The 20,528-nt window shown below is 52.9% G+C and carries 21 protein-coding genes and 1 tRNA gene; 9 read left to right on the forward strand and 13 right to left on the reverse strand.

Annotation, left to right across the window (positions count from 1 at the left end; genetic code table 11):
- The first annotated feature begins 186 nt into the window (after positions 1–186).
- The 6 genes from rplU (at position 187) to PG1C_RS05435 (ending at position 4,250) form a co-directional block, all read left to right on the forward strand.
- Positions 187–498, forward strand: a complete 312-nt coding sequence (gene rplU, locus PG1C_RS05410) for a 50S ribosomal protein L21 (protein WP_202636379.1) — start codon at positions 187–189, stop codon at positions 496–498.
- A gap of 28 nt (positions 499–526) precedes the next feature.
- The gene (gene rpmA / locus PG1C_RS05415; RefSeq protein ID WP_202636380.1) at positions 527–790 is read left to right on the forward strand and encodes a 50S ribosomal protein L27; all 264 of its coding nucleotides are present in this window, start codon (positions 527–529) and stop codon (positions 788–790) included.
- Positions 791–857: 67 nt separating this feature from the next.
- Entirely contained in the window at positions 858–1,910 is a 1,053-nt protein-coding gene (cgtA, locus tag PG1C_RS05420) for an Obg family GTPase CgtA (protein WP_202636381.1), read from the forward strand.
- Positions 1,870–2,985: a glutamate 5-kinase gene (gene proB / locus PG1C_RS05425; RefSeq protein ID WP_202636382.1), complete on the forward strand. Its 1,116-nt coding sequence runs from the start codon at positions 1,870–1,872 to the stop codon at positions 2,983–2,985. Before cgtA ends, proB begins: the two co-directional genes overlap by 41 nt.
- A gap of 190 nt (positions 2,986–3,175) precedes the next feature.
- Positions 3,176–3,268 (forward strand) — tRNA-Ser (locus PG1C_RS05430).
- A gap of 271 nt (positions 3,269–3,539) precedes the next feature.
- Entirely contained in the window at positions 3,540–4,250 is a 711-nt protein-coding gene (locus PG1C_RS05435; protein ID WP_202636383.1) for a hypothetical protein, read from the forward strand.
- 123 nt (positions 4,251–4,373) lie between these two features.
- Here the strand turns inward: PG1C_RS05435 and PG1C_RS05440 are convergent, their stop codons facing one another.
- From PG1C_RS05440 to PG1C_RS05485, 10 genes are all read right to left on the reverse strand, one after another.
- Complete coding sequence (locus tag PG1C_RS05440; RefSeq protein ID WP_202636384.1) at positions 4,374–5,039, reverse strand: hypothetical protein; 666 nt, start codon at positions 5,037–5,039, stop codon at positions 4,374–4,376.
- Positions 5,036–5,380 carry a ubiquitin family protein gene (locus PG1C_RS05445; protein WP_202636385.1) on the reverse strand — a complete coding sequence of 115 codons (345 nt, stop codon included), beginning with the start codon at positions 5,378–5,380 and terminating at the stop codon, positions 5,036–5,038. The genes PG1C_RS05440 and PG1C_RS05445 overlap by 4 nt, the downstream gene beginning before the upstream one ends.
- A gap of 142 nt (positions 5,381–5,522) precedes the next feature.
- The gene (locus tag PG1C_RS05450) at positions 5,523–7,988 is read right to left on the reverse strand and encodes a DUF3987 domain-containing protein (RefSeq protein ID WP_202636386.1); all 2,466 of its coding nucleotides are present in this window, start codon (positions 7,986–7,988) and stop codon (positions 5,523–5,525) included.
- 188 nt (positions 7,989–8,176) lie between these two features.
- On the reverse strand, positions 8,177–8,383 hold the full coding sequence (locus PG1C_RS05455) for a helix-turn-helix transcriptional regulator (protein ID WP_202636387.1): 207 nt from the start codon (positions 8,381–8,383) through the stop codon (positions 8,177–8,179).
- 76 nt (positions 8,384–8,459) lie between these two features.
- On the reverse strand, positions 8,460–9,179 hold the full coding sequence (locus tag PG1C_RS05460) for a hypothetical protein (RefSeq protein WP_202636388.1): 720 nt from the start codon (positions 9,177–9,179) through the stop codon (positions 8,460–8,462).
- A 12-nt stretch (positions 9,180–9,191) separates the two neighbouring features.
- Positions 9,192–9,359, reverse strand: coding sequence for a hypothetical protein (locus tag PG1C_RS05465; RefSeq protein WP_202636389.1), 168 nt, complete (start codon positions 9,357–9,359; stop codon positions 9,192–9,194).
- A gap of 262 nt (positions 9,360–9,621) precedes the next feature.
- Positions 9,622–9,909: a HigA family addiction module antitoxin gene (locus tag PG1C_RS05470; RefSeq protein ID WP_237218299.1), complete on the reverse strand. Its 288-nt coding sequence runs from the start codon at positions 9,907–9,909 to the stop codon at positions 9,622–9,624.
- 26 nt (positions 9,910–9,935) lie between these two features.
- A complete protein-coding gene (locus tag PG1C_RS05475) occupies positions 9,936–10,217 on the reverse strand; it encodes a type II toxin-antitoxin system RelE/ParE family toxin (RefSeq protein ID WP_202636391.1) in 282 nt (93 codons plus the stop codon).
- 82 nt (positions 10,218–10,299) lie between these two features.
- The gene (locus PG1C_RS05480; RefSeq protein WP_202636392.1) at positions 10,300–11,505 is read right to left on the reverse strand and encodes a tyrosine-type recombinase/integrase; all 1,206 of its coding nucleotides are present in this window, start codon (positions 11,503–11,505) and stop codon (positions 10,300–10,302) included.
- A 321-nt stretch (positions 11,506–11,826) separates the two neighbouring features.
- A complete protein-coding gene (locus PG1C_RS05485) occupies positions 11,827–14,490 on the reverse strand; it encodes an Rne/Rng family ribonuclease (RefSeq protein WP_202636393.1) in 2,664 nt (887 codons plus the stop codon).
- Positions 14,491–14,992: 502 nt separating this feature from the next.
- Between PG1C_RS05485 and PG1C_RS05490 the strand changes: the two genes are divergently transcribed.
- The 3 genes from PG1C_RS05490 (at position 14,993) to orn (ending at position 17,247) form a co-directional block, all read left to right on the forward strand.
- The gene (locus PG1C_RS05490; protein ID WP_237218300.1) at positions 14,993–15,955 is read left to right on the forward strand and encodes an RluA family pseudouridine synthase; all 963 of its coding nucleotides are present in this window, start codon (positions 14,993–14,995) and stop codon (positions 15,953–15,955) included.
- A gap of 2 nt (positions 15,956–15,957) precedes the next feature.
- A complete protein-coding gene (locus tag PG1C_RS05495) occupies positions 15,958–16,611 on the forward strand; it encodes an HAD-IA family hydrolase (protein ID WP_202636395.1) in 654 nt (217 codons plus the stop codon).
- 90 nt (positions 16,612–16,701) lie between these two features.
- Positions 16,702–17,247, forward strand: coding sequence for an oligoribonuclease (gene orn, locus PG1C_RS05500; RefSeq protein ID WP_202636396.1), 546 nt, complete (start codon positions 16,702–16,704; stop codon positions 17,245–17,247).
- On the opposite strand, the gene PG1C_RS05505 is transcribed toward orn, so the two are convergent.
- The 3 genes from PG1C_RS05505 to rho all read right to left on the reverse strand — a co-directional run bounded on the left by PG1C_RS05505 (position 17,244) and on the right by rho (position 20,505).
- Positions 17,244–18,704 (reverse strand): ArnT family glycosyltransferase, encoded by a 1,461-nt coding sequence (locus PG1C_RS05505; protein ID WP_202636397.1) that lies wholly within the window; start codon positions 18,702–18,704, stop codon positions 17,244–17,246. The two genes, orn and PG1C_RS05505, sit on opposite strands and share 4 nt — an antisense overlap.
- 232 nt (positions 18,705–18,936) lie before the next feature.
- Complete coding sequence (rpmE, locus tag PG1C_RS05510; protein ID WP_202636398.1) at positions 18,937–19,146, reverse strand: 50S ribosomal protein L31; 210 nt, start codon at positions 19,144–19,146, stop codon at positions 18,937–18,939.
- Positions 19,147–19,245: 99 nt separating this feature from the next.
- Positions 19,246–20,505, reverse strand: coding sequence for a transcription termination factor Rho (gene rho / locus PG1C_RS05515; protein ID WP_202636399.1), 1,260 nt, complete (start codon positions 20,503–20,505; stop codon positions 19,246–19,248).
- Between the last annotated feature and the right edge of the window lie 23 nt (positions 20,506–20,528).

A 20,528-nucleotide genomic window follows, 5' to 3' on the forward strand; every position in this document is an offset into this window, starting at 1 on the left:
ACCGCAAAAAGAAGTATGAGATTGCATAATCTGTGCTTTACAGCATTGACGAGGTAGACCAGTTCGCTATGTCAGGACTAGGTCCAATAAAAGCCTTCCTTATTTGATAATGTATTACATTGACTTGAAATAGTTAGCTCTGTATACTGCGCGCCTCTTTGTTTTATCCATTTGGAGTCCATCATCATGTATGCGGTCATAAAAACCGGCGGCAAGCAGTATCGTGTCGTGTCCGGTGAAAAGATCAAAGTAGAACAGATACCGGCTGAGGTGGGCGCGGAAATTACTCTTGACCAAGTGCTCATGGTCGGTGAAGGCGAATCAGTGAAAATTGGTTCCCCTCTCGTGCCGGGCGCTACGGTTACAGCAAAAGTTATCGCGCAAGGCCGACATCCTAAAGTCAAAATTTTCAAGATGCGTCGGCGTAAGCACTACCAGAAACACCAGGGCCATCGCCAGAACTTTACGGAAATCGAGATCAGCGGCATCGCCGCCTGATTGAACTTACTGATTCAGGAGCTGAAACATGGCACATAAAAAAGCAGGTGGTAGTTCGCGTAACGGTCGTGACTCGGAATCGAAACGTCTGGGCGTCAAGCGCTACGGTGGACAGTTAATTTCAGCTGGTAACATTATCGTTCGCCAGCGTGGTACCGAATTTCATCCCGGTGATAATGTCGGTATGGGCAAGGATCACACGTTGTTTGCCAAGGTTGAAGGTACCGTTTTGTTTGCGGTTAAAGGCCTCAAAAAACGGCGCACCATCAGCATTATTCCTGCTGCTGTTTAATGCTTGTTGCGCAATGAACGCCCTGTCGTTGCACTAGGCAACGACAGGGCTTTTGGCTTTTTATCCCATGAAATTTTTTGACGAAGCACGAATTGATGTTTTTGCTGGCGACGGTGGCAACGGCGCGGCATCGTTTCGTCGCGAAAAATACATTCCGATGGGTGGCCCCGACGGGGGCGATGGTGGCCGCGGCGGTAGTGTCTGGGCGCTTGCCGATAGAAATCTGAATACCTTGATTGACTTTCGCTATACCCGGTCTTTTCACGCGCAAAAGGGTGAGAAGGGCCACGGTGCTGATCGTTATGGCAAAAGTGGTGAGGATATGGTGCTGTCCATGCCGGTGGGCACCATCATCACTGATCGTGTTACCGGAGAAGTTTTGGCCGATCTCGATGTGCATGACAAGCGGGTGCTGATCGCCAAGGGCGGCAATGGTGGCCTGGGCAATCTGCACTTTAAATCCAGTATTAATCGCGCTCCACGCCAATGTACCCCTGGTCAGCCGGGGGAGCAGCATGAACTGCAGTTAGAGCTCAAGGTGCTGGCTGATGTGGGTCTGCTGGGTTTGCCTAATGCGGGCAAGTCCACATTCATTCGCGCAGTATCTTCGGCCAAGCCGAAGGTGGCTGATTATCCATTTACGACGCTGTACCCTAACCTCGGTGTCGTGCGTGTGGACCACCGACGCAGCTTTGTGATCGCAGATATTCCTGGGTTGATTGAGGGCGCTGCTGAGGGGGCTGGTTTAGGACACCGTTTCCTTAAGCATTTGCAACGGACTCGCCTGCTATTACATTTGGTCGACCTTGCACCTTTTGATCCAGAGGCGGACCCGGCACACGATGCCCAAGCGATTCTCGAAGAGCTTCGACGGTACGACCAATCATTATTTGATAAGCCACGCTGGTTACTGATCAACAAGATAGATCTGGTGCCAGAAGATGAGCGTGAAGCGCGCATCAAAAAACTGGTCGATAGCTATCAACCGGCGCGCCATTTTGTGATTTCCGGCATTAGTGGCCTGGGTTGTAAAGAGGTGTGCTTTGCCGTCATGGACCATCTCGAAGGGCAGCGCTTACATGAGACAGCAGATAGCCAACTCGCATCGCCTGGTTGTTAAAGTCGGCAGCGCGCTGGTAACAAACAATGGCAAAGGCTTGTCGTCGGAGTTTATTAACGACTGCGCCCGCCAAATCGCCGTTTTGCGCGCAGCGGGACGCGAGGTTTTACTCGTATCTTCTGGTGCCATTGCGGCTGGCATGCAGCGTTTGGGTTGGGTCGTGCGTCCACATGCCATGCATGATTTGCAAGCCGCAGCAGCCGTTGGTCAGATGGGTTTGGCCCAAGCCTATGACAGCACGTTTGCGCAGCACGGACTACAGGTTGCGCAAATTTTGCTGACGCATGCCGACCTTGCAGATCGGGTGCGCTATCTCAACGCTCGATCAACACTGAATACACTGCTCGCCCTAGGCGCCATACCGATCATCAATGAAAACGATACAGTCGTTACAGACGAAATAAAGTTTGGCGACAATGACACGCTGGGTGCTCTGGTGGCGAATCTTGTCGAAGCGGATGCGTTGATCATTCTTACCGATCAAAATGGGCTCTACACGGCCGACCCACGGCGTGATGCGACTGCTACCTTGGTTAGCGATGGCCGGGCGGATGATCGTCGTTTTGAAGCCATGGCAGGTGGGGCGGGATCGTCTATCAGTCGAGGCGGCATGATTACCAAAGTGCGCGCTGCGCAACGTGCAGCCCGAAGTGGTGCCCATACACTGATAGTCAGTGGGCATGCGCCAGATGCTTTAATTTCCGCTAGCCGAGGTGAGGCGATTGGTACATTGCTTTATGCCACGGAATCTCCTTTGGCGGCGCGCAAACAATGGCTTGCTGATCATCTACAGCTGGCGGGTTCGCTTATTCTTGATGATGGTGCGATACAAGCACTGACGAGTGGACGGAGCCTCCTGCCCGTAGGCGTTACCTCGGTAGAGGGAGAGTTTGGACGCGGTGCTGTAGTTGCCTGCCGCTCGCACGAAGGCCGTGAAGTTGCCCGGGGCTTGGCCAATTATTCAAGCGTGGAAGCACGTCGTATTGCTGGTCGTGGCACGCAAGACATCGAAACGCTGCTTGGTTATATGGATAGTGCAGAGTTGATCCACCGCGATAATCTGATCTTGCTTTAAAAAAACCGGCCAAGCACGCGGGTGTTTTAGTGTTCTGCTTATAAGCATTTAAATTCAGACAGATCTGGCGCGCCGAATAAATAGCTAGCGACTAACAGCCTTAACTTTCACGTAAAGCTTTGGAAGCGTAACGGCTTCGGATATACTTCGTGGCCTTGCGTGGGATGATAAGTTTGTATGTCATCCTTCTGGAGACGTGGCCGAGTGGTCGAAGGCACGCCCCTGCTAAGGGCGCATCTGGGCAAAACCCGGATCCAGGGTTCGAATCCCTGCGTCTCCGCCAGTAAAAACGATGAAACCCGCATGGCTACTAGCTTTGCGGGTTTTTCATTTTCACCGGGGTTACCTTTGGGCTTACCCTTAGACATTGCTTGCCGTCCTGCCAGCGCCGACTTTCCAGTATCATCGAAAAAAATTCAATGCCTCAGCTTGTTCTTATACCGCCTCAGATTATCCAGTACGACACCCACTTGGCAAAAGCTGCCAAGCTTATTGTGGAACTAAAACAAATTATTCTACAAAGCAAAGAATATGGCTCAACAATGGAGGCTTAAATGAAGAAATTGATGTCTGCCCTTTTGACAACTCTTTTTCTTGCCTGTACTCAATCACAGGCTCTGGCAGATTCCACTAATCCTGTTAGGGAATGTGACGCCAGAATCAAATCTAAAGATGAGTTAAAGATTCTTAATGGAAAAATCGAACTAATTTTTTCAGGTAGTCCAACACTCGAAATGATGGCTAATTACAAGGTACCTAATCAAAAAGAAAAAGAGGCAATAGCTCTATGGATTGAGGAACAAAAAAAATGTAAGCAGCTGGGCGATGAATGGTTCACAAGCGCGCGGCCAGAATGGGTTGCTCTGATTGATAGAGCCTACTCAGATATGTTTTTCTTGGCCGCAGACCTTTATGGAGGAAAGATTAACTATGGCGCATTTGCAAAGGGTCAAGTAAAAATTAATGACGATCTCAAAATAAGCATGGCTTCTTTAAAACAACAGCTACGTCAGCAGGACGAAGCTAAGCAGGATGCGCACAGCCAACAGCAAGCCATGGAAGAGCGACGCCTCCAACAGGAGCGGGTTTATCAAGCGCAGCAACAGGCTATAAATAGGCAACAGACCGAAGCTGCAAAAAGCGCCGCGACCACTAATCTAGGGTTGGAACTTTTGAAGATGGGACAGCCACGCACACTCGGCAATCCATCTGTCAATTGCACCACTTATACTCGTGGGCCATATGGGACGATCAACTGTCAATAACTTCATTCAGATTCGCTTTAGCTGATTTCATTTAACGCTTCTGCCTGCTCCCGCAGTATCTGCCGTACCTCTTTCAGCACCGTCCGGTGTCCGCCCTTGAAGCCTCTCATTGCGGATCGCGCCTTACCCTCGGGGGACTTCGGCCCGGTTGATTTCTCCCAAGGTTTCCAGCGCCGGATTAACTCGGCTCTCAGCTTGCGATGTTCGGGTGTCCGGTAGTAGCTCATGGGTTCCCCCTGATAGTTGGGATTGCTCGCTTTCGATTTGCCGCGCTTGCGATGGTGTCGCCGTGCCGTTGTTGATCTGTTGCGGCCCGGTTGTCACATTCGCTTGCTTGGCATAGATAACGGGCGGGTTCTTGATCGCGGCCAGCGTTTCCAGCGTTGCCCGGCATTGCGATTGCGCCCGCAGCGCCATCCTCATGAAGCCCTCAAGGCTTGGCATATGGTTCTGCTCCATTGCCCGCTCGGAAAGCCGCACAAACAAGGCTTGCAGTGACGATGCCTGATTTATCAGCATCGCCTCGGCATGGGACAGATCACCGCTTTGTACCGCCGCCGCTTGGTCGCGCAAGGTCGCCAATAATGTAGGGGTGTCGATTTCATCCGCTAGATTCTTCGGTTGCATCATCCCTATGACGCGATACGCCGCCAGTTCCGCCGACGTGATTAGCTTTGCGTAGCTGCGCCCTTGTTCGTCGATACTCGCCCCGGACTGGCAGGTAATCATTTTTCGCGGGTATTTCTCGGCTTCTGGTGTCGCCGGTTTCTTCGCTTTAGTTGCCATCATTCACCCCCTTTCTGAATCAGTTCCACCGCCGCCCGCCCGGTGAAGTAGTCCCGCGCCTCTGCATCTTGCTGGCACTGGCCTATCACTTCGGCAATGGTCGCCGGGTCGGTTTCCTTAATCAGTGCCAGCCATGCACGGATTAGCTTTTCATCATCGCCCGTCATCGGTGCGGGTGTTCGTGGCGTTACCGGTTCCAGTAGTTCAGCCATTGCGCCCGGTCGGGTTTCCAGGATCTGTGTCAGCGTTGCAGACGGTGTGCAATGCACTTCAGCCGTGCGGCCGTCTGGATAGGTCACGCGCCAGATTGCCGCCGTATCGTCAGCGCCGACTTTTTCTTGCACGCTGATTTTTGCACTCGGGCTAGTTGCTACTTTTGCTACTTTGATACTTTTGGTGCGGTTTTGGCTAGGTTCAATTGAGAAAGTAGCAGAAGTAGCAAAAGTAGCAGGTAGTGGTTTTGCTGTTTTTATGAGTTGAGCCGGGTTAAACCACATAGTGAATCACCTCCCATGATGTTCGTGCACTGACGCCATCAATCACCGTGCCGGGGTCGTTTTCTGCCAAGTAGCCGCAATTCACCAGCTCCTTGATTGCTGATAGCAGCCGTTGTTTGTTACGCAACTGACTTGGCCCACTGGTAAGCACCTGCCTTGACCTAAACAGCCGCAGGCCTCTTTCCTGTAGCCACTTCGATAGCTGCTCGGCATCGCTCACAGACTGTGGGATAGCCGCCGCACCGCGTATGCGTAATGCTTCAGCGAGATACCACTGCACAAGAATCAGCGCACGCTCAAGCGCCTCAGACTCGATTACACGGGCAGACAAACCCTGTTTGATCACCGTGAGCACGCCAGCGATGCGGCACGCGTTTTCTAGCGCTTTGGATGTTCTATCCTTAAGCTCAGATAGATCAGCACCTTTCGCCATCAATGCCTCAAACTGGTTTTGTGCCAGCACGGCCAGCGCCTTGGCATCATCCGATAAGGGCAGCTCCACCGGGTCCAGCTCTTGAATTGAACCATCGGTGCGCGGCGCGACTTCAAATAGCTGCTTGAGTACAGCAAACAGGCGTTTGACTTCATGCCGATCACCCGCCCACTCGAAGCCGTCAATCATGCGCGTGCTGATTGTCGATTCAGGCCACGCCACCAAACACCGCGCAAGAAACCCCTGACCGTTCGCCATCCGGTCAGATAGCAGCGTAGTCATGACGTCCGGTTGCGCCAGTTGATGCAGCGCCATCCTTCTGCCGTACAGAATGCCCGCGCCGTCACCGGCCCTCACACGGTCAAACGGTGAGCCATCCCATAACTTGCACCAGCGCGCCATTGTTTTTAAGGCGTTATCGGAATTGAGCGCATGGCCACCGATCAACAAGCCGCCTTCATCACTGAATAAGGCGACGCTGGGTTGTCCGGTCACCAGCAATTTATAAAGGCCTTCCACCGTGGGATCAGTCACAAAGCGTAGCGGGGCTATGGGTGCGGTCGGCTTTTCACCGCATTGATCTACGGCGTTATGTATCTCTTGCGCAGTTGCCGTGCCTTTCTTGCCGCCTGTAGCTGCCTTGCGTGCTGATTCTGTTGCCTGCATCCATGCTGCCAGCGCCGCTTCGTAATCCTTTTGATCTTCGGCATAGGTTGCCATATCGGCACGCTCTTGCGCCTTGGCCGCGCCTAGCACCAGATCGTCAACCCCGCTTTTGCGTTCACCTGATTCCCCTACGGTGAGCAAGAATAACGACAAGGGCTTGCGCTCTCCCCATGGTAATTTAATGTCATAGTGTGCCTGCGCTGCCAGCGATGCAGCGGCTAATACGCTTTGACAGCACATAGCCAAAGGGGCTTTGACAACTTCGTGGATTACCTGCGCAGCGTTCCCTAATACATCGCCTAATGCAGCCACTGGATAGGGTTCACCCGGTGGCAAGGGTGCGCGCAGTGGTTCAGGTTCCGGCCTTTCAGCTTTTGGGGTGTCTGCTAATTTTGCTAATTTGCTAATTTCAGCGGCATCAATCGCCAGCCGCACCGCTTCCAGCCCGCGCAATCTGGCGTAATCATTCCAATCCGAAGGCGGTTTTTCAGCAGCCAATTCTTCCGCCGTGAATTGTGGAATCGCCACCAGACCGCCGATAGCTTGCGCGGCTTCGGTTGCTGCCTTTTGCCCGGTGCCGCTTTTATCCGTATCACCGCAGAGAATTAACCGCAGGTCAGGGAATTTCTCCCGCAGCGCCTTGGCCACTGGCAACAAGTTACCCGCATTAAAGGCCACTGCCACGGCGCGCCCGGTTGCCTCATGGATGCTTGCACCCGTGGCAAAGCCTTCGGCAATGCAGACAATGCCGTTAGGCTTGCCTATGCTGAAATACCCTCCCTTAATTTTACCGCCGGTCAAATATTTCTTGACGCCATCCGCCGCGATAAATTGCAGACTTTGCAAATGACCAGCGCCCCTAATCGGTAAAACGAGCGCGTCTCTATAAAGTCTTGCACCGTGGGCTTTGATGTCTTTGTCGACAAGATACGGATGATCGTCCGGTGCGGGCGTTGCCGCCTGCAGGATCGTTTCTGCTTTGGTTTTTGCTTTAGCCTGTTCGCGGGTTATCCGGGCTTCTTCCTTCGCTGTCCGTGCAGCCGCGCTACGCCGCCGCTCGGCCAACTCTTCGGGTGTCGGTTTTTGATAAGTGCCATCATCGCGCCAGCCGTGTGCCTTGGCTTCATGGAACAACGTTCCCGCCGTCACCTTGCCCGCACTGCGAATGCTCTTCCACACGTCCCGCGCATCGCTGGTATCGTAGGAATCCGCTTGCATGCTCCATGCGTCCCACACGTCAAAGCCCGCATCGCCAAGCTCGGACTTGATCGCCATGCCCATGCGTAGCCATGTTTCGCGGTCACTGGCCGGAACGAATTGAAGTGATTCGCGGATACGCTGAATATCGTTATGCATCTTTCAGCCCTCCGCGTTGGATTAGCCAGGTTGCAAGGCTAGGGTTGATCATCCCCCATACTGCGAGATACACAATCAGTGCTTTCAAGCGCGATGCAACGGGGTTAAAATACTTGTGAGTAGTAGTCTTATAGGTCGCACGGTTCCCGACGCTGCGGCCTTTTTGTTTATTGAACATATCCGCCCCCTTATGCCGAAGCAATCAGGGCGCGAATATCCTCCACTCGCCACGCGGTTACACGCGCACCGAGTTTTACCGGCTTTGGGAATCGGCCAGACTTGACGCCATCCCACCAGCAGGATTTTTTAACAGGGATTATTGGGACAATGCCGCGCTTGGCATCGCCAATAATTTGCGGCAATCGAAGAAAGCCGGTTTCAGGTAGTTGGTTCATTGTGGATTGCTCCTGTCTAATTAAGGCCGGTAATTGCCGACAGGCGCATCCTACGAATGGAATTTTCTTAGCCCGGCTAAGTTAACTTTCTGCGATGCTTGGACACGGCCGCCTTAAATGAGGTGAACTTGTAGCTGCTACGAACTTCCTCAACACCTTCATAACGTGAAATGAATTCCACAACGAGTCCATCCTTTTCGTGCCACGTTTCAATTGGTTCAGTCTCCTTATCAACAAGCAAATTGATTAGCTCACCCCATAATTCCTTTACTGGAATGTAATCGCCAAGCTGATCCGTTTTCTCAGCCAAGTCACGAACCAATTTAGCAATACTGAATTTTTCATAGTTTTCATAGCCCAGAAAAATAGTTGTCCTGTTACTCCGCGATTTGACTGTTTGCGCTTTGCGATATTTTTCGATATATCGCCACATCGTTATCGCACCCCCACTATGCCAAAAGGATAGGGTGGAATTTATCGACTGGTTTGCAGCGATAATCCAGTGAATCGCATCCGGCAATTTTCCCTCCGACAACGCCACCTCTGCCTTGTCCACCTTACGCTCTGCCCATTGCAGCTTGTCCATCGCACCCCGCAAGCTAACCTGGTGAGGCGTCAGGGTTCCGAATGCCCATTGATCGGGCAACCCATGAGGATTGCTGCCGGGTTTGACCTTTGGTAGTGGGTATATCTCGCCAACTTCCGACAATCGCTTTTGATTTTCGGAAACAGATTTTCGAGCAAGTGAAATTTGCCAACGCAGCATATTTTCTACGCTTGAATAAGGATCATCCACGACCACCCTCCTTTATGCCGCCGCCTGTTTAATCGGTGTCACCTTGCTTTCACTCTTCGCCATTTCGGCGGGCAGGTCTGCACATTGCTGCATCATGGCCCGCCGCTCTTCCATGTATTCGCCTTGGTTGTAGCTGGCCCGCACCTTGTTGCGTTCGGCACTGACTAGGGATTTTCCCACTCCATAGGCTCCCACGAATCGCTCTCGATCAGGGTCGTAATGTGCGCCCGGACTGCTGCCGGAACATATGCAGGAAAATCCATTATCGCGCCCTTTTGCATCGCCCTTGAATCGGAAACCGCACCAGCCGGGCAAGGGTTTCCCGGTGTTCGCCCTTGGGGATCAGCCTCAGGCTAGATGCGGTTAAACTTTACGCCGCCCCGACCACCTTTGATATTTATTGATTTTTTTTCAACAGCCTCAGGCTAGATGCGGTTAAACTTTACGCCGCCTCTAACGGCTTCACTTCCTGATTGATCCGTTGCCCTAGCTCGCTCTCTGCCTGTTTCAGGTCAAACGTGCCTTGCAGGTTCAGCCAGAATTGCCCCGTGGTGCCGAAGTATCTTGCCAGCCGCAAAGCGGTATCCGGGCTTATGGCACGGCGTTCGCGCACAATGTCATTGAGGCGTGTTGCGGGTACGCGCAGCTCAATCGCCAGCGCATGCGGACTCATGTTCAAGGGGGCGAGATATTCCTCGCGGATAATTTCGCCGGGATGTATTGCTCTCATCTTGTTCGTTGCCATAATTTTCCCTTTCAGTGGTAATCGACAATCTCGACATCCGCCGCACCGTTATCTGCCCACACAAAGCACACGCGCCATTGGTTATTGATGCGGATGCTATGTTGCCCCTGCCGGTTGCCGCCCAATGCTTCCAGCCGGTTGCCGGGTGGCGATGCCAAGTCTCGCAATTCAACAGCATCATCCAGCATTTGCAGCTTGCGTTCGGCAACGGCTTCGATATTACGAAAACGCTTCGGCTTGCGGCCTTCATAAAGCGCCAGTGTGTCGGCACATCGGAAAGAGCGGATAGTCATGGACGCATCATATAACGCATGACGTTAAACGTAAAGTGGTTTGCAGTGGGATTGCACGCAGTCGTAATCATGCCTTTTCCGCTTAGGCTGCCTTGCCCGTCGCCAGTTGCACGATATTGCTGGCATTGGCGCAATACCTGCCCCATGCGGCCATCAATTCCACCCGCCGCTCGAACAGATCACTACGCTGATAAGCGGCCTCTACCTTGTCTTTATTGACGTGCGCTAGGGCAAGTTCCAGTGTTGCACCGGGGAATGATGTTTGCTCAGCACCCCACTGGCGAAAAGCGGAACGGAACCCATGCACGGTTACATCTTTGGCGATACTGTGCAGCATCTTGTTGATCGCCACGTCTGACAGCAGGCCACCGCGTCCGCCGGGGAAAACCCGCTCAGCTTCATTCATGCGCCAGCTTTGCATCTTGGTGAGTATTTCCAGCGCTTCCGCGCACAATGGCACGCGATGTTCACGGCCTGCCTTCATCCTTGACGCTGGAATAACCCACACGGCGTTTTTTTGATCAATGTCCGCCCATAGCGCGCCGCGTGCTTCGCCGGAACGGGCAGCGGTCAGGATGGTGAACCTCAGGCAATAGGCGGACATTACGTCCTTTTGCCGCAATGCAGCCATGATGCCCGGAACGTCGGCATAAGGTGCAGCGGCAAAGTGTGTAACAGTTGCCACCTTGTTTGGTAACGGTAGCACCTTGTCTAAAACGCCACGCCAGCGCGCCGGGTTGTTGCGGCCGTGGTCATCATCATGCACGGCCGCATAATCCAGCACCGCCTCGATACGCTGCCGCACGCGGGTTGCGGTTTCGGTCTTGGTTGCCCATATCGGCAAGAGAATCGACTTCACGTCGGCTAGCGTGACCTCTTTGGGCAGCTTGTCGCCTATGACGGGATAGACGTACTGCATCAAAGTAGCTTCCCATTGCCCGGCATGCTTGGCATTGCGCCAGCCCGTCCGCTTGGACTCGATTAGCGCCAGCGCGCAATCCTTGAATGTCTTTCCTGCGGTGTCTTTCTTAATGCGCACCAGTAATGCCGGGTCTCTGCCGTCGGCAATCTCCGTGCGCATCTTGGCGGCTAATTCGCGCGCTTGTGCCAGTGAGCGGGCATTGGTTGCACCCAAGCCGATAACGATAGGTTTGCCAGCAGCCTTATATCTGAAAACCCACACCCGTGACCCTCCCCTGACGCGCAGGAAAAGGTTGCCGCCGTCTTTATGAACACCCTCTCCCAAGGTGTCCACTTGCCTTGCTGATAGCAGTTTGATGGTCGCCATATCGTCCTCTCAAGTTCGCTTCTGGGGTTACCTTTGGGCTTACCCTTAAACGCGGATTCAGGCGGATTATGGCGGAATAATATGGAATAGTCAATTCATAAGTAACTGTAAAACAAGGGTGTTTATGGAACAGCTTGGATTACCTCGGACTATGGCTTGTAGGACTGCGTCTCCGCCAGTAAAAACGATGAAACCCGCATGGCTACTAGCTTTGCGGGTTTTTTGTCAACTTTTTTGACGAACTTGACTTCATGTTTCTATTTTCATGGGGCGAAAAAATGGGGGCTTTAAGCCCCCAAGGCGATTGATCATTGAGCCTGATCAGTCAGGTTTCGTTTCTATCATCTGTAAAGGCTCGTCAACAATAATTTGAGCCGGCTTTGGCTTGCGGCCGAGTGGTTGAGATGGTATCAACGATGCAGATGGAGAGTGAGCGGTCTGCGACGTCTGGATCAAGATTAACCCCGCTTGCTGTAGCGTATCCGAAAAATCTGTCGTGGAGGCCGGCGCCTTCACCGCAGAAGGTGCTTCTTCGAGTGAGGCGGTAGGCTGCACGTCAATCACTACGTTTGGCGAATGCACAGGGGGGATAGCCGCAGCAGAAATTTCAGTCACGGGCGCGATGGCAGTTGGCAGAGGCTCTGCCACGGCAGGCTGTGATGTCGAATAGGCAATCGGCGTCGGCGCAAGCACTTGCACTTGCATTGGCGTGGTATCTACTGTGTTAGTCGCTGTACTGATGTTTTCCGTTTCATCGGTGTCATTGCTTGCGGTGTGATTGCTATCAATGGCGGCCGATAGTCCATCTTCGCTGCGGTTGCCACGGTCAGCGCGATCACTGCGTCCTCGGCTGCGGCCACGATTTCTGCGCCCGCTGCGTGCGGTGCCTTCTGCGGTGCTGGCTTCAGCTTCAGCAAAAGTCGGCGCTGGTGATACGGCGCTTTCGCTTGGTGACTCAGCCGATGTGTTGCGCGGAGGGCGTGGTTGCCGTGGTTCACGCGGCTCGCGTGCTTCTTTGGACTCCCGAGGCTCTCTCATTTCCTTAGGCACAGCGGGTTTATTGCGGTTGTTGCTTACATCCTGTGCGGGTGCTTCATCACGACGGCTTTGCGAGCCTTGTTGGCCTTGTGGGCGGGCTTTACGTTCGCCATTTGCCGGCTGACCTTCTGCGCGGGATGTGCGATCACGGTTTCCATCGCGATTCCGGTTGCGGTTGTTACTGCGTGAGCGTTGTGCATTGGCATCTTCTGATTTTGGCGCAGGTGTTACTACTTTTTTCTCACCAAAAAAGAAAGCCGCTATTTTGCTGAACAGGCTAGCCGAGGGGGTAGCCGCTTTTGCAGGGCGCGAAGAATCTACAATCGGCGCTGGTTGGCTGGGGGTAATCCCGCGAACAGCAGCCTCAATTTTGGCTGGCTTGACCTCAGCTTGGGCGGAAGGCGTTTGATAAGCTTCTTCGAGCGGGCGCGTAGCCATCTGATAGCTGGCCACATTGCCGGGGCCTTCGCTATTAAGTTGGTCATGCCGCACACGCACGATTTCGTGCGCAGGTGTTTCCAGGTGGCGATTGGGAACGATGACCAGATTGACGCGGTGACGGGATTCAATGTGCGAGATATCTATGCGTTTTTCATTCAGTAAAAAGGTGCCTACATCAACCGGAACCTGGCAGTGCAAGGCGCCGGTATTGTCTTTCATAGATTCTTCTTCAAGAATGCGCAAAATGTGGAGTGCGGCTGATTCAGTGCTACGAATATGGCCGGTGCCAGTGCAACGTGGGCAGGTGATATAGCTGGTTTCAGCCAAGGCTGGACGCAAGCGCTGACGAGAGAGTTCGAGCAAGCCAAAGCGGCTGATTTTGCCTGTTTGCACGCGGGCACGGTCGTGATGTAACGCATCACGCAGACGGTTTTCAACTTCGCGTTGGTTTTTCGCGGCTTCCATATCAATGAAGTCGATGACAATCAGCCCGCCTAAATCGCGCAAGCGAAGCTGACGTGCAATTTCGTCAGCGGCTTCGCAGTTGGTACGCAGTGCTGTTTCTTCGATATCACTACCCTTGGTGGAGCGGCCAGAGTTAACGTCAACGGACACCAGCGCTTCCGTGTGATCGATCACGATGGCACCGCCAGAAGGGAGCGTGACCTGACGCGAATAGGCTGATTCGATTTGATGCTCAATCTGGAACCGCGAAAACAGCGGTACGTCATCCTGGTAGCGTTTTACGCGGGAGACATTGCCTGGCATGACATGTGACATGAACTGTTGTGCTTGTTCAAACACATCGTCGGTATCGATGAGAATTTCGCCAATCTCGGCATGAAAATAATCGCGAATAGCACGAATGACGAGACTCGACTCTTGATAAATCAAGAAGACACCACTTTGTGCTTTAGCAGCACCATCAATCGCGTTCCAGAGTTGCAGCAGATAGTTCAAATCCCATTGCAGCTCTTCAAGAGAACGGCCGATGCCTGCGGTGCGGGCGATCAAGCTTGTCCCGCTGGGAACTTCCAGCTGATCCATGACGTCGCGGAGTTCTTGCCGATCTTCTCCCTCAATGCGGCGAGAAACACCGCCACCACGAGGATTGTTCGGCATCAAAACAAGATAACGACCGGCGAGCGAAATATACGTAGTGAGGGCGGCGCCTTTATTGCCACGTTCATCTTTTTCAACTTGAACAATGAGTTCTTGCCCAACGGAGAGAACGTCTTGGATGCGCGCTTTGCCGACATCGACCCCTGGCTTGAAGTAGCTGCGAGAAATCTCCTTGAACGGCAAAAAGCCATGCCGCTCTGCGCCATATTCAACAAAAGCGGCTTCAAGGCTAGGCTCGAGGCGCGTGATAACGGCCTTGTAGATGTTACTTTTGCGTTGTTCTTTCGAGGCTGATTCGATGTCCAGGTCAATGAGTTTTTGACCATCCACAATCGCGACGCGGAGTTCCTCAGCCTGCGTCGCATTAAAAAGCATGCGTTTCATATTTATATTTTCTCCCACGCGCTACACAGGCAGGAGGGCACAGCAAGTCTTTACTGTCGGTGTTAGAGCACCATCAGTGCGAGTCGGGTTTGCAATCGGGGTGGCAGAATCATCGTTCCTCGGTTGAATTTGGCAAATAGTTTGGCCAATAGTTTGGCAAACAAAATGTATGACTTCGTAAGACTTGTCTTTAAAAAGCGTCCGCTGATTACAATCAGCGTCCGGCAATCTGTGCCCATCTGTGCGTATGTGACGCGCAATCAAGTAGTATTCGCTCTTTGTGTCGGGTGAGCAAAACCCCCCGTGGTCGGCCGGGGCGATGCCGCTGCCGAAATAACATCGACGGCACTGCATGCTCATGTCACCGGCGCTATTTCACCGAATCATCGATTGCAGTGAATACGCCAAGAATGACCGCATCCAGAAACCGCGCCTCTAACGCCACTTCGGGTCGTTAGGCACGCCATTTCAGAATGGCTAACCAAGGATGAGTATATTGCAAATGAAGGACTTAAGCAAAGATTCAGTGACCTGGCTTGAGGTAGGAGATGAGGCAGAAGGCCAGCGCATTGACAACTTTCTCCTGCATATTGCTAAGGGAGTGCCCAAAAGCCACATTTATCGCATTTTGCGTAGTGGTGAGGTGCGGGTAAATAAAGGGCGGGTTGAGGTTGAGTATCGTCTTAAGGTGGGGGACGTGCTACGTGTCCCTCCGATTCGTGTGGCTAAGATGCCTGATCAGACGCAGGTTCCGGCGCGTGAATTTGATATTGTGTATGAAGACGAAGCGCTGATTATTGTGAATAAGCCCGCCGGGGTTGCCGTTCACGGAGGGAGTGGTGTCAGCTTCGGAGTGATTGAGCAGCTGCGGCGCGCTCGCCCGCAGGCAAAGCTTCTTGAATTGGCACATCGTCTGGATCGCGAGACGTCAGGTTTGCTAATCGTTGCCAAAAAACGTCAGGCGCTGACACGATTGCACGACCAATTCCGCGAAGGGGGGATTGCCAAGCGATATCTGGCGCTCGTCAACGGTGTCTGGCGCAATGAATTGCAGCATGTGCGCTTATCTTTGCTCAAATATTTGACGGCAGAAGGCGAGCGGCGTGTGAGTGTTGATCCGGCGGGTAAAGTGTCTCATTCGATTGTTCGCTTGCAGACGCAATGGGAAAACTTTAGCTTGGTCGAGGTGGAACTAAAGACAGGCCGTACCCACCAGATTCGCGTTCATTTGGCGCATTTGGGCTTTCCGATCGCGGGTGATGATAAGTACGGTGACTTTTCATTGAATCGTACTTTACAAAAAACGGGGCTTAAACGGATGTTTTTGCATGCTGCACGGTTAGATTTACTGCATCCCCTCAGTGGCGATCCGCTGGCGCTGACATTACCCCTGCCAACGGAGTTACAGAATTTTGTTGAGCAATTGACGCGTTATGAAAAACGAAACGAGGCAAAAAAGGCTTAAGCATGGCTAATTTTCAACTGATTGTGTTTGACTGGGATGGCACTTTGCTGGATTCGACGGGAATGATTGCTGCGTCTATCCAGGCAGCTGCGCGCGATCTTGGCATTGCTGAACCATCGGATGAACGTGCCCGTCATATTATCGGGCTTGGGTTGATTGATGCACTGCGCTATGCCATGCCGGGCTTGCCGCCTGAGCGTTATAACGAAGTTGCTGAACGTTATCGTTATCACTATTTGGCGCGGGATCATGAGTTGCTTCTTTTCCCCGGAGCTGCTGAACTGATCAAAGAGCTGTCAAACACAGGGTTTCAGTTAGCGGTGGCTACAGGTAAATCGCGCAACGGGTTGAATCGTGCGCTTGAAGTGAGTGGCCTGGGTAGGTATTTCCGCATCACACGCTGTGCCGATGAGTGCTATTCCAAGCCCCATCCACAAATGTTGGAGGAGCTAATCGAGGCTTTCGATGTTGCGCCTGCGACTACGCTCATGATTGGTGATACGACGCACGATTTGCAGATGGCGAAAAATGCCCGAACCCATGGCTTGGGGGTGACTTATGGTGCGCACCCACGGCCGATGTTGGAAGCCGAAGCACCGCTTTTCTGCGCTGATAATGTCTCGCAACTAGCCGCTTGGTTGCGTAGGCATGGGTGATGTTCAGTGGTTGATTTGTATTTTTACGTTCGATCGTCAGGATAATAATAAACAGCTCTGTTTTCTCTGGCAATTTTTATAGGAATATTTATGGCGCAGGATCAAAACGCACTTGTCTGGCTGGATATGGAAATGACCGGACTTAATCCGGACAGTGATCGGATCATCGAGTTAGCGATGGTCATTACCAACTCGAATCTGGAGGTCATTGCCGAGGCACCGACGTGGGTCGTGCATCAACCTGATGAGGTGCTCAATGGCATGGATGAGTGGAACCGCAATACCCATAGCCGATCAGGGCTGATGGATCGGGTCAAGGCATCGATCATGAACGATGCGGATGTCGAACAACAAGCCCTGGAGTTTGTCCGTCGTCATGTACCGATACGCACCTCGCCTATGTGCGGTAATTCAATTTGTCAGGATCGTCGCTTTATGGCGCGCTATATGCCCAAGCTGGAAGAGTGGTTTCACTATCGCAATCTTGATGTATCAACGCTTAAAGAGTTATGCAGGCGCTGGAAGCCGGCGTTGGCAAAGGGCCTGAAAAAGCACGGCCGCCACGAGGCGTTGGCGGATGTGCTTGAGTCGATTGATGAGCTCAAGTATTACCGTGAAAATTTTTTGAGACTTTAGTTGCGACGGTAGAGTCGCAACCGCTCGCTTTTATCGCCGGGGCGCGAGGTTTCCAGCAGTAGTTTCCAGTTAGGCAGCGATTTTTCCGCTTGTGGTGTGGCTTGGGTAATCAGGTAGCGGCAGTTTTTTGCATTGTCGCCACTAGTCGTGCGTATCCCGTTGAAATAATCCAGTGAGGCGCGTTGGGCTAACCCCAGGTTGCGCCGGGCAATGCAGCCTGGGTTTTTGCCAAGGCGCTGCGAAAAGTCGGCGCTGACAAGACGGTAACTTTTACCGTAATCGATCCATGGTAGCCACAGCGCGGTAATTAATAGCCAGACAGTTGCCCAGCCAATGCTCCAACGCGTGGCAGCGCGCCAAGGCGAGCGGCGCAGGCGTAGTGTGAATACGAGCCAGCCCAGAGTGACGAGAATCGCTAGCACAATTATTATGAGTGGGGTGTGTGCAATAAAGCCCGGCGCAGGTTTTGTGAAGTTTTTAGCAATTTTCGCCGGAGTGCCTGTCAATAAGGCGATGGCACCGAGCCAGATGAGGGTGTTCATCAGCGAAAAGGTGACCATGCCAAACCAGTCGAATGCATTGGCTGCGCCGCGTCGTAACCGACCAGCACCCATGGCGGCGAGCATGCCAAGAGGCACTAAAGCCGGTAGTAAGCTGGTTGGGCGGGGACTGCCAAGAAAAAATATCCATAAGGAAACAAGGCTTGCCATCAGCGGGAGTGCCATTTGTGGCAACCACAAACGGCGACGTTCCAGCCACACCTGCCATGCCGCCAACGGAAGCAACGGCCAGCTGGCCCACATCAGCAGCTTAAAGTGAGCATGGGTAAATCCAGCCTGTGGCACGATGCTGGACTTCTCGATCGCCCACCAGCGACCAAATAATACGGGAGCCCGTTCGTTAAGCAACCACGGCCATGGCAGTATCAAGACAAGTGCAACCGCTATCGCGGCGAGCACGGCGATAAGGCTGCCACGCTGACGCCATGCCGGATGCAAAAGCGTGAGGAGGCCAGCCACGATAGATAGGAGTGCAGCGTCAAGGCCTGTACCAAGAAAGCTGACACCCACGCCCGCACCAAAGAGTAGACCGCCACCCAGTGTCGTCTTTTGCCATTGAATAAGGCCAAGCAGCGCCAAGGAAAACCCGAAGACGCCGACCATTGCAGGCTGAGCATCGTGTATGGGTATCAGCAGGCCCAGCGTGCCAATGGCTAAAAGGGGGGCGATGAGGGCAGCGCTTAGGCCAGCCAAATGGCGAACGCTGGTTGATAGGGTGATAAGAAAGCCAGCGCCGAGTAGTGTTGTAGCGAGCCTTGCTGCATCATGCCAAGGTAGCAGCCATTGAAAAAGCTGGCCGCAAAGCGCCGCCAGCCAGTAATAAAGTGGTGGATTTGCTAGCCAGGGATCGCCGGCAACATGTGGAACCAGCCAGGTCTGCCAGCTCTTTCCCGCCATACTAAAGGCTGCTCCAAGATTAATTGCATCGTCGGGCTTCCATGGATCGTGCCCAAGGGCGCCGGCTAACAACCAAAGAGTGCACAGGACGATAACCCCCCATTTACTGATAGGCGGGGTTGTCGTGGGGTCAAGTGACGTGGTCAAGGGCATGCGATAAGCTTATCTGACAGAAAATAAAAAAGCAGCCAAGCGGCTGCTTTTATTCTAAACAAGCCAAGAAGCAGCGTAATCAGGCTGCTGTTCTAGCGTATTTCTGACGGAAGCGCTCCACACGGCCAGCGGTATCGACAATCTTCTGTTTGCCGGTATAGAACGGATGGCAGACCGAGCAGACTTCAATGTTCAGCGCTTTACCGCTGGTTGAGCGGGTGTTGAATTTGTTTCCACAACTACACGTGACTTCAATCTCGGTGTAGTTCGGGTGGATGCCTTCTTTCATTGCATAGTCCTTTCGTGCGTCTAACTGATTCGGTGCGGTTCGTGGATTTGGCGAACCGGCAAGGGCCCGTATTATCTGTTAATTTTCTGATGTGTGCAATCAGCTTCTGCGCATAGCGTCGAAAAATTCGCCGTTGTTTTTGGTGGCTTTGACCTTGTCAAGGAGAAACTCCATCGCTTCCATGTCGTCCATGTTGTAGAGAAGCTTGCGCAGAACCCACATTTTTTGCAGCACGTCAGGCTTCAGGAGCAGTTCTTCGCGGCGGGTGCCAGAGCGATTTACATTGATGGCTGGATAAACCCGTTTTTCGGCCATACGACGATCAAGGTGAATTTCCATATTGCCCGTACCCTTGAATTCTTCGTAAATCACATCATCCATGCGCGAGCCGGTTTCGATCAGCGCGGTGGCAATAATGGTAAGCGATCCACCTTCTTCGATATTGCGAGCGGCGCCAAAAAAACGTTTGGGCTTTTGCAGGGCATTAGCATCTACGCCACCTGTGAGCACCTTGCCTGAAGCGGGTTGTACGGTATTGTAGGCGCGCGCCAGACGGGTGATGGAGTCTAGCAGGATCACCACGTCCTTCTTGTGCTCAACCAGTCGCTTGGCTTTCTCGATGACCATTTCGGCGACTTGTACGTGTCTTGTGGCAGGCTCATCGAAGGTTGAGGCAATCACCTCGCCTTTGACGGTGCGAGTCATTTCGGTGACTTCTTCGGGACGCTCGTCGATCAGCAGAACAATGAGAGTCACGTCAGGATGATTGGCGGTAATCGCGCGAGCAATGTGTTGCATCATCACTGTTTTACCGCTTTTCGGACTGGCCACAAGCAGTCCGCGCTGACCTTTGCCGATGGGTGCAATCATGTCAATGACACGACTCGTAATATTCTCTTCAGTACGAATATCTCGCTCGAGGAGCATGTGTTCCGTAGGGTGAAGCGGGGTCAGGTTCTCGAACAGGATTTTGTGCTTACCTACCTCGGGGGACTCGCCATTAACGCGATCAACCTTAACCAAGGCAAAGTAGCGCTCACCTTCTTTGGGAGTTCGAATCTCACCTTCAATGGTGTCACCCGAATGCAAATTGAAGCGACGAACCTGACTGGGACTAATATAGATGTCGTCTGGTGTAGCAAGGTAGGATGATTCAGGCGACCGTAGAAAGCCAAACCCATCGGGCAGAATTTCTAACACGCCATCCCCGAAAATTGCTTCGCTTTTACCGGCCTGATTTTTTAGCAGGGCGTAGATCAGCTCCTGCTTGCGAAACCGATTGGCATTTTCAATGTGGTTGGCGTCAGCCATCTCAAGCAGTTGGCTGACATGAAGGGCTTTGAGTTCGGATAGGTGCATGGACTACCTGCGTAAAGTGCGTA

The organism is Rugosibacter aromaticivorans (genome assembly GCF_000934545.1).
Taxonomy (GTDB): domain Bacteria; phylum Pseudomonadota; class Gammaproteobacteria; order Burkholderiales; family Rhodocyclaceae; genus Rugosibacter; species Rugosibacter aromaticivorans.

Excerpts from the sequence above, each read along its gene's own strand:
- rplU (WP_202636379.1), top strand. The coding sequence starts at position 187 with ATGTATGCGGTCATAAAAACCGGCGGCAAGCAGTATCGTGTCGTGTCC.
- rpmA (WP_202636380.1), top strand. The coding sequence starts at position 527 with ATGGCACATAAAAAAGCAGGTGGTAGTTCGCGTAACGGTCGTGACTCG.
- cgtA (WP_202636381.1), top strand. The coding sequence starts at position 858 with ATGAAATTTTTTGACGAAGCACGAATTGATGTTTTTGCTGGCGACGGT.
- proB (WP_202636382.1), top strand. The coding sequence starts at position 1,870 with ATGAGACAGCAGATAGCCAACTCGCATCGCCTGGTTGTTAAAGTCGGC.
- PG1C_RS05435 (WP_202636383.1), top strand. The coding sequence starts at position 3,540 with ATGAAGAAATTGATGTCTGCCCTTTTGACAACTCTTTTTCTTGCCTGT.
- PG1C_RS05440 (WP_202636384.1), bottom strand. The coding sequence starts at position 5,039 with ATGATGGCAACTAAAGCGAAGAAACCGGCGACACCAGAAGCCGAGAAA.
- PG1C_RS05450 (WP_202636386.1), bottom strand. The coding sequence starts at position 7,988 with ATGCATAACGATATTCAGCGTATCCGCGAATCACTTCAATTCGTTCCG.
- PG1C_RS05455 (WP_202636387.1), bottom strand. The coding sequence starts at position 8,383 with ATGAACCAACTACCTGAAACCGGCTTTCTTCGATTGCCGCAAATTATT.
- PG1C_RS05470 (WP_237218299.1), bottom strand. The coding sequence starts at position 9,909 with ATGAGAGCAATACATCCCGGCGAAATTATCCGCGAGGAATATCTCGCC.
- PG1C_RS05475 (WP_202636391.1), bottom strand. The coding sequence starts at position 10,217 with ATGACTATCCGCTCTTTCCGATGTGCCGACACACTGGCGCTTTATGAA.
- PG1C_RS05480 (WP_202636392.1), bottom strand. The coding sequence starts at position 11,505 with ATGGCGACCATCAAACTGCTATCAGCAAGGCAAGTGGACACCTTGGGA.
- PG1C_RS05485 (WP_202636393.1), bottom strand. The coding sequence starts at position 14,490 with ATGAAACGCATGCTTTTTAATGCGACGCAGGCTGAGGAACTCCGCGTC.
- PG1C_RS05490 (WP_237218300.1), top strand. The coding sequence starts at position 14,993 with ATGAAGGACTTAAGCAAAGATTCAGTGACCTGGCTTGAGGTAGGAGAT.
- PG1C_RS05495 (WP_202636395.1), top strand. The coding sequence starts at position 15,958 with ATGGCTAATTTTCAACTGATTGTGTTTGACTGGGATGGCACTTTGCTG.
- orn (WP_202636396.1), top strand. The coding sequence starts at position 16,702 with ATGGCGCAGGATCAAAACGCACTTGTCTGGCTGGATATGGAAATGACC.
- PG1C_RS05505 (WP_202636397.1), bottom strand. The coding sequence starts at position 18,704 with ATGGCGGGAAAGAGCTGGCAGACCTGGCTGGTTCCACATGTTGCCGGC.
- rpmE (WP_202636398.1), bottom strand. The coding sequence starts at position 19,146 with ATGAAAGAAGGCATCCACCCGAACTACACCGAGATTGAAGTCACGTGT.
- rho (WP_202636399.1), bottom strand. The coding sequence starts at position 20,505 with ATGCACCTATCCGAACTCAAAGCCCTTCATGTCAGCCAACTGCTTGAG.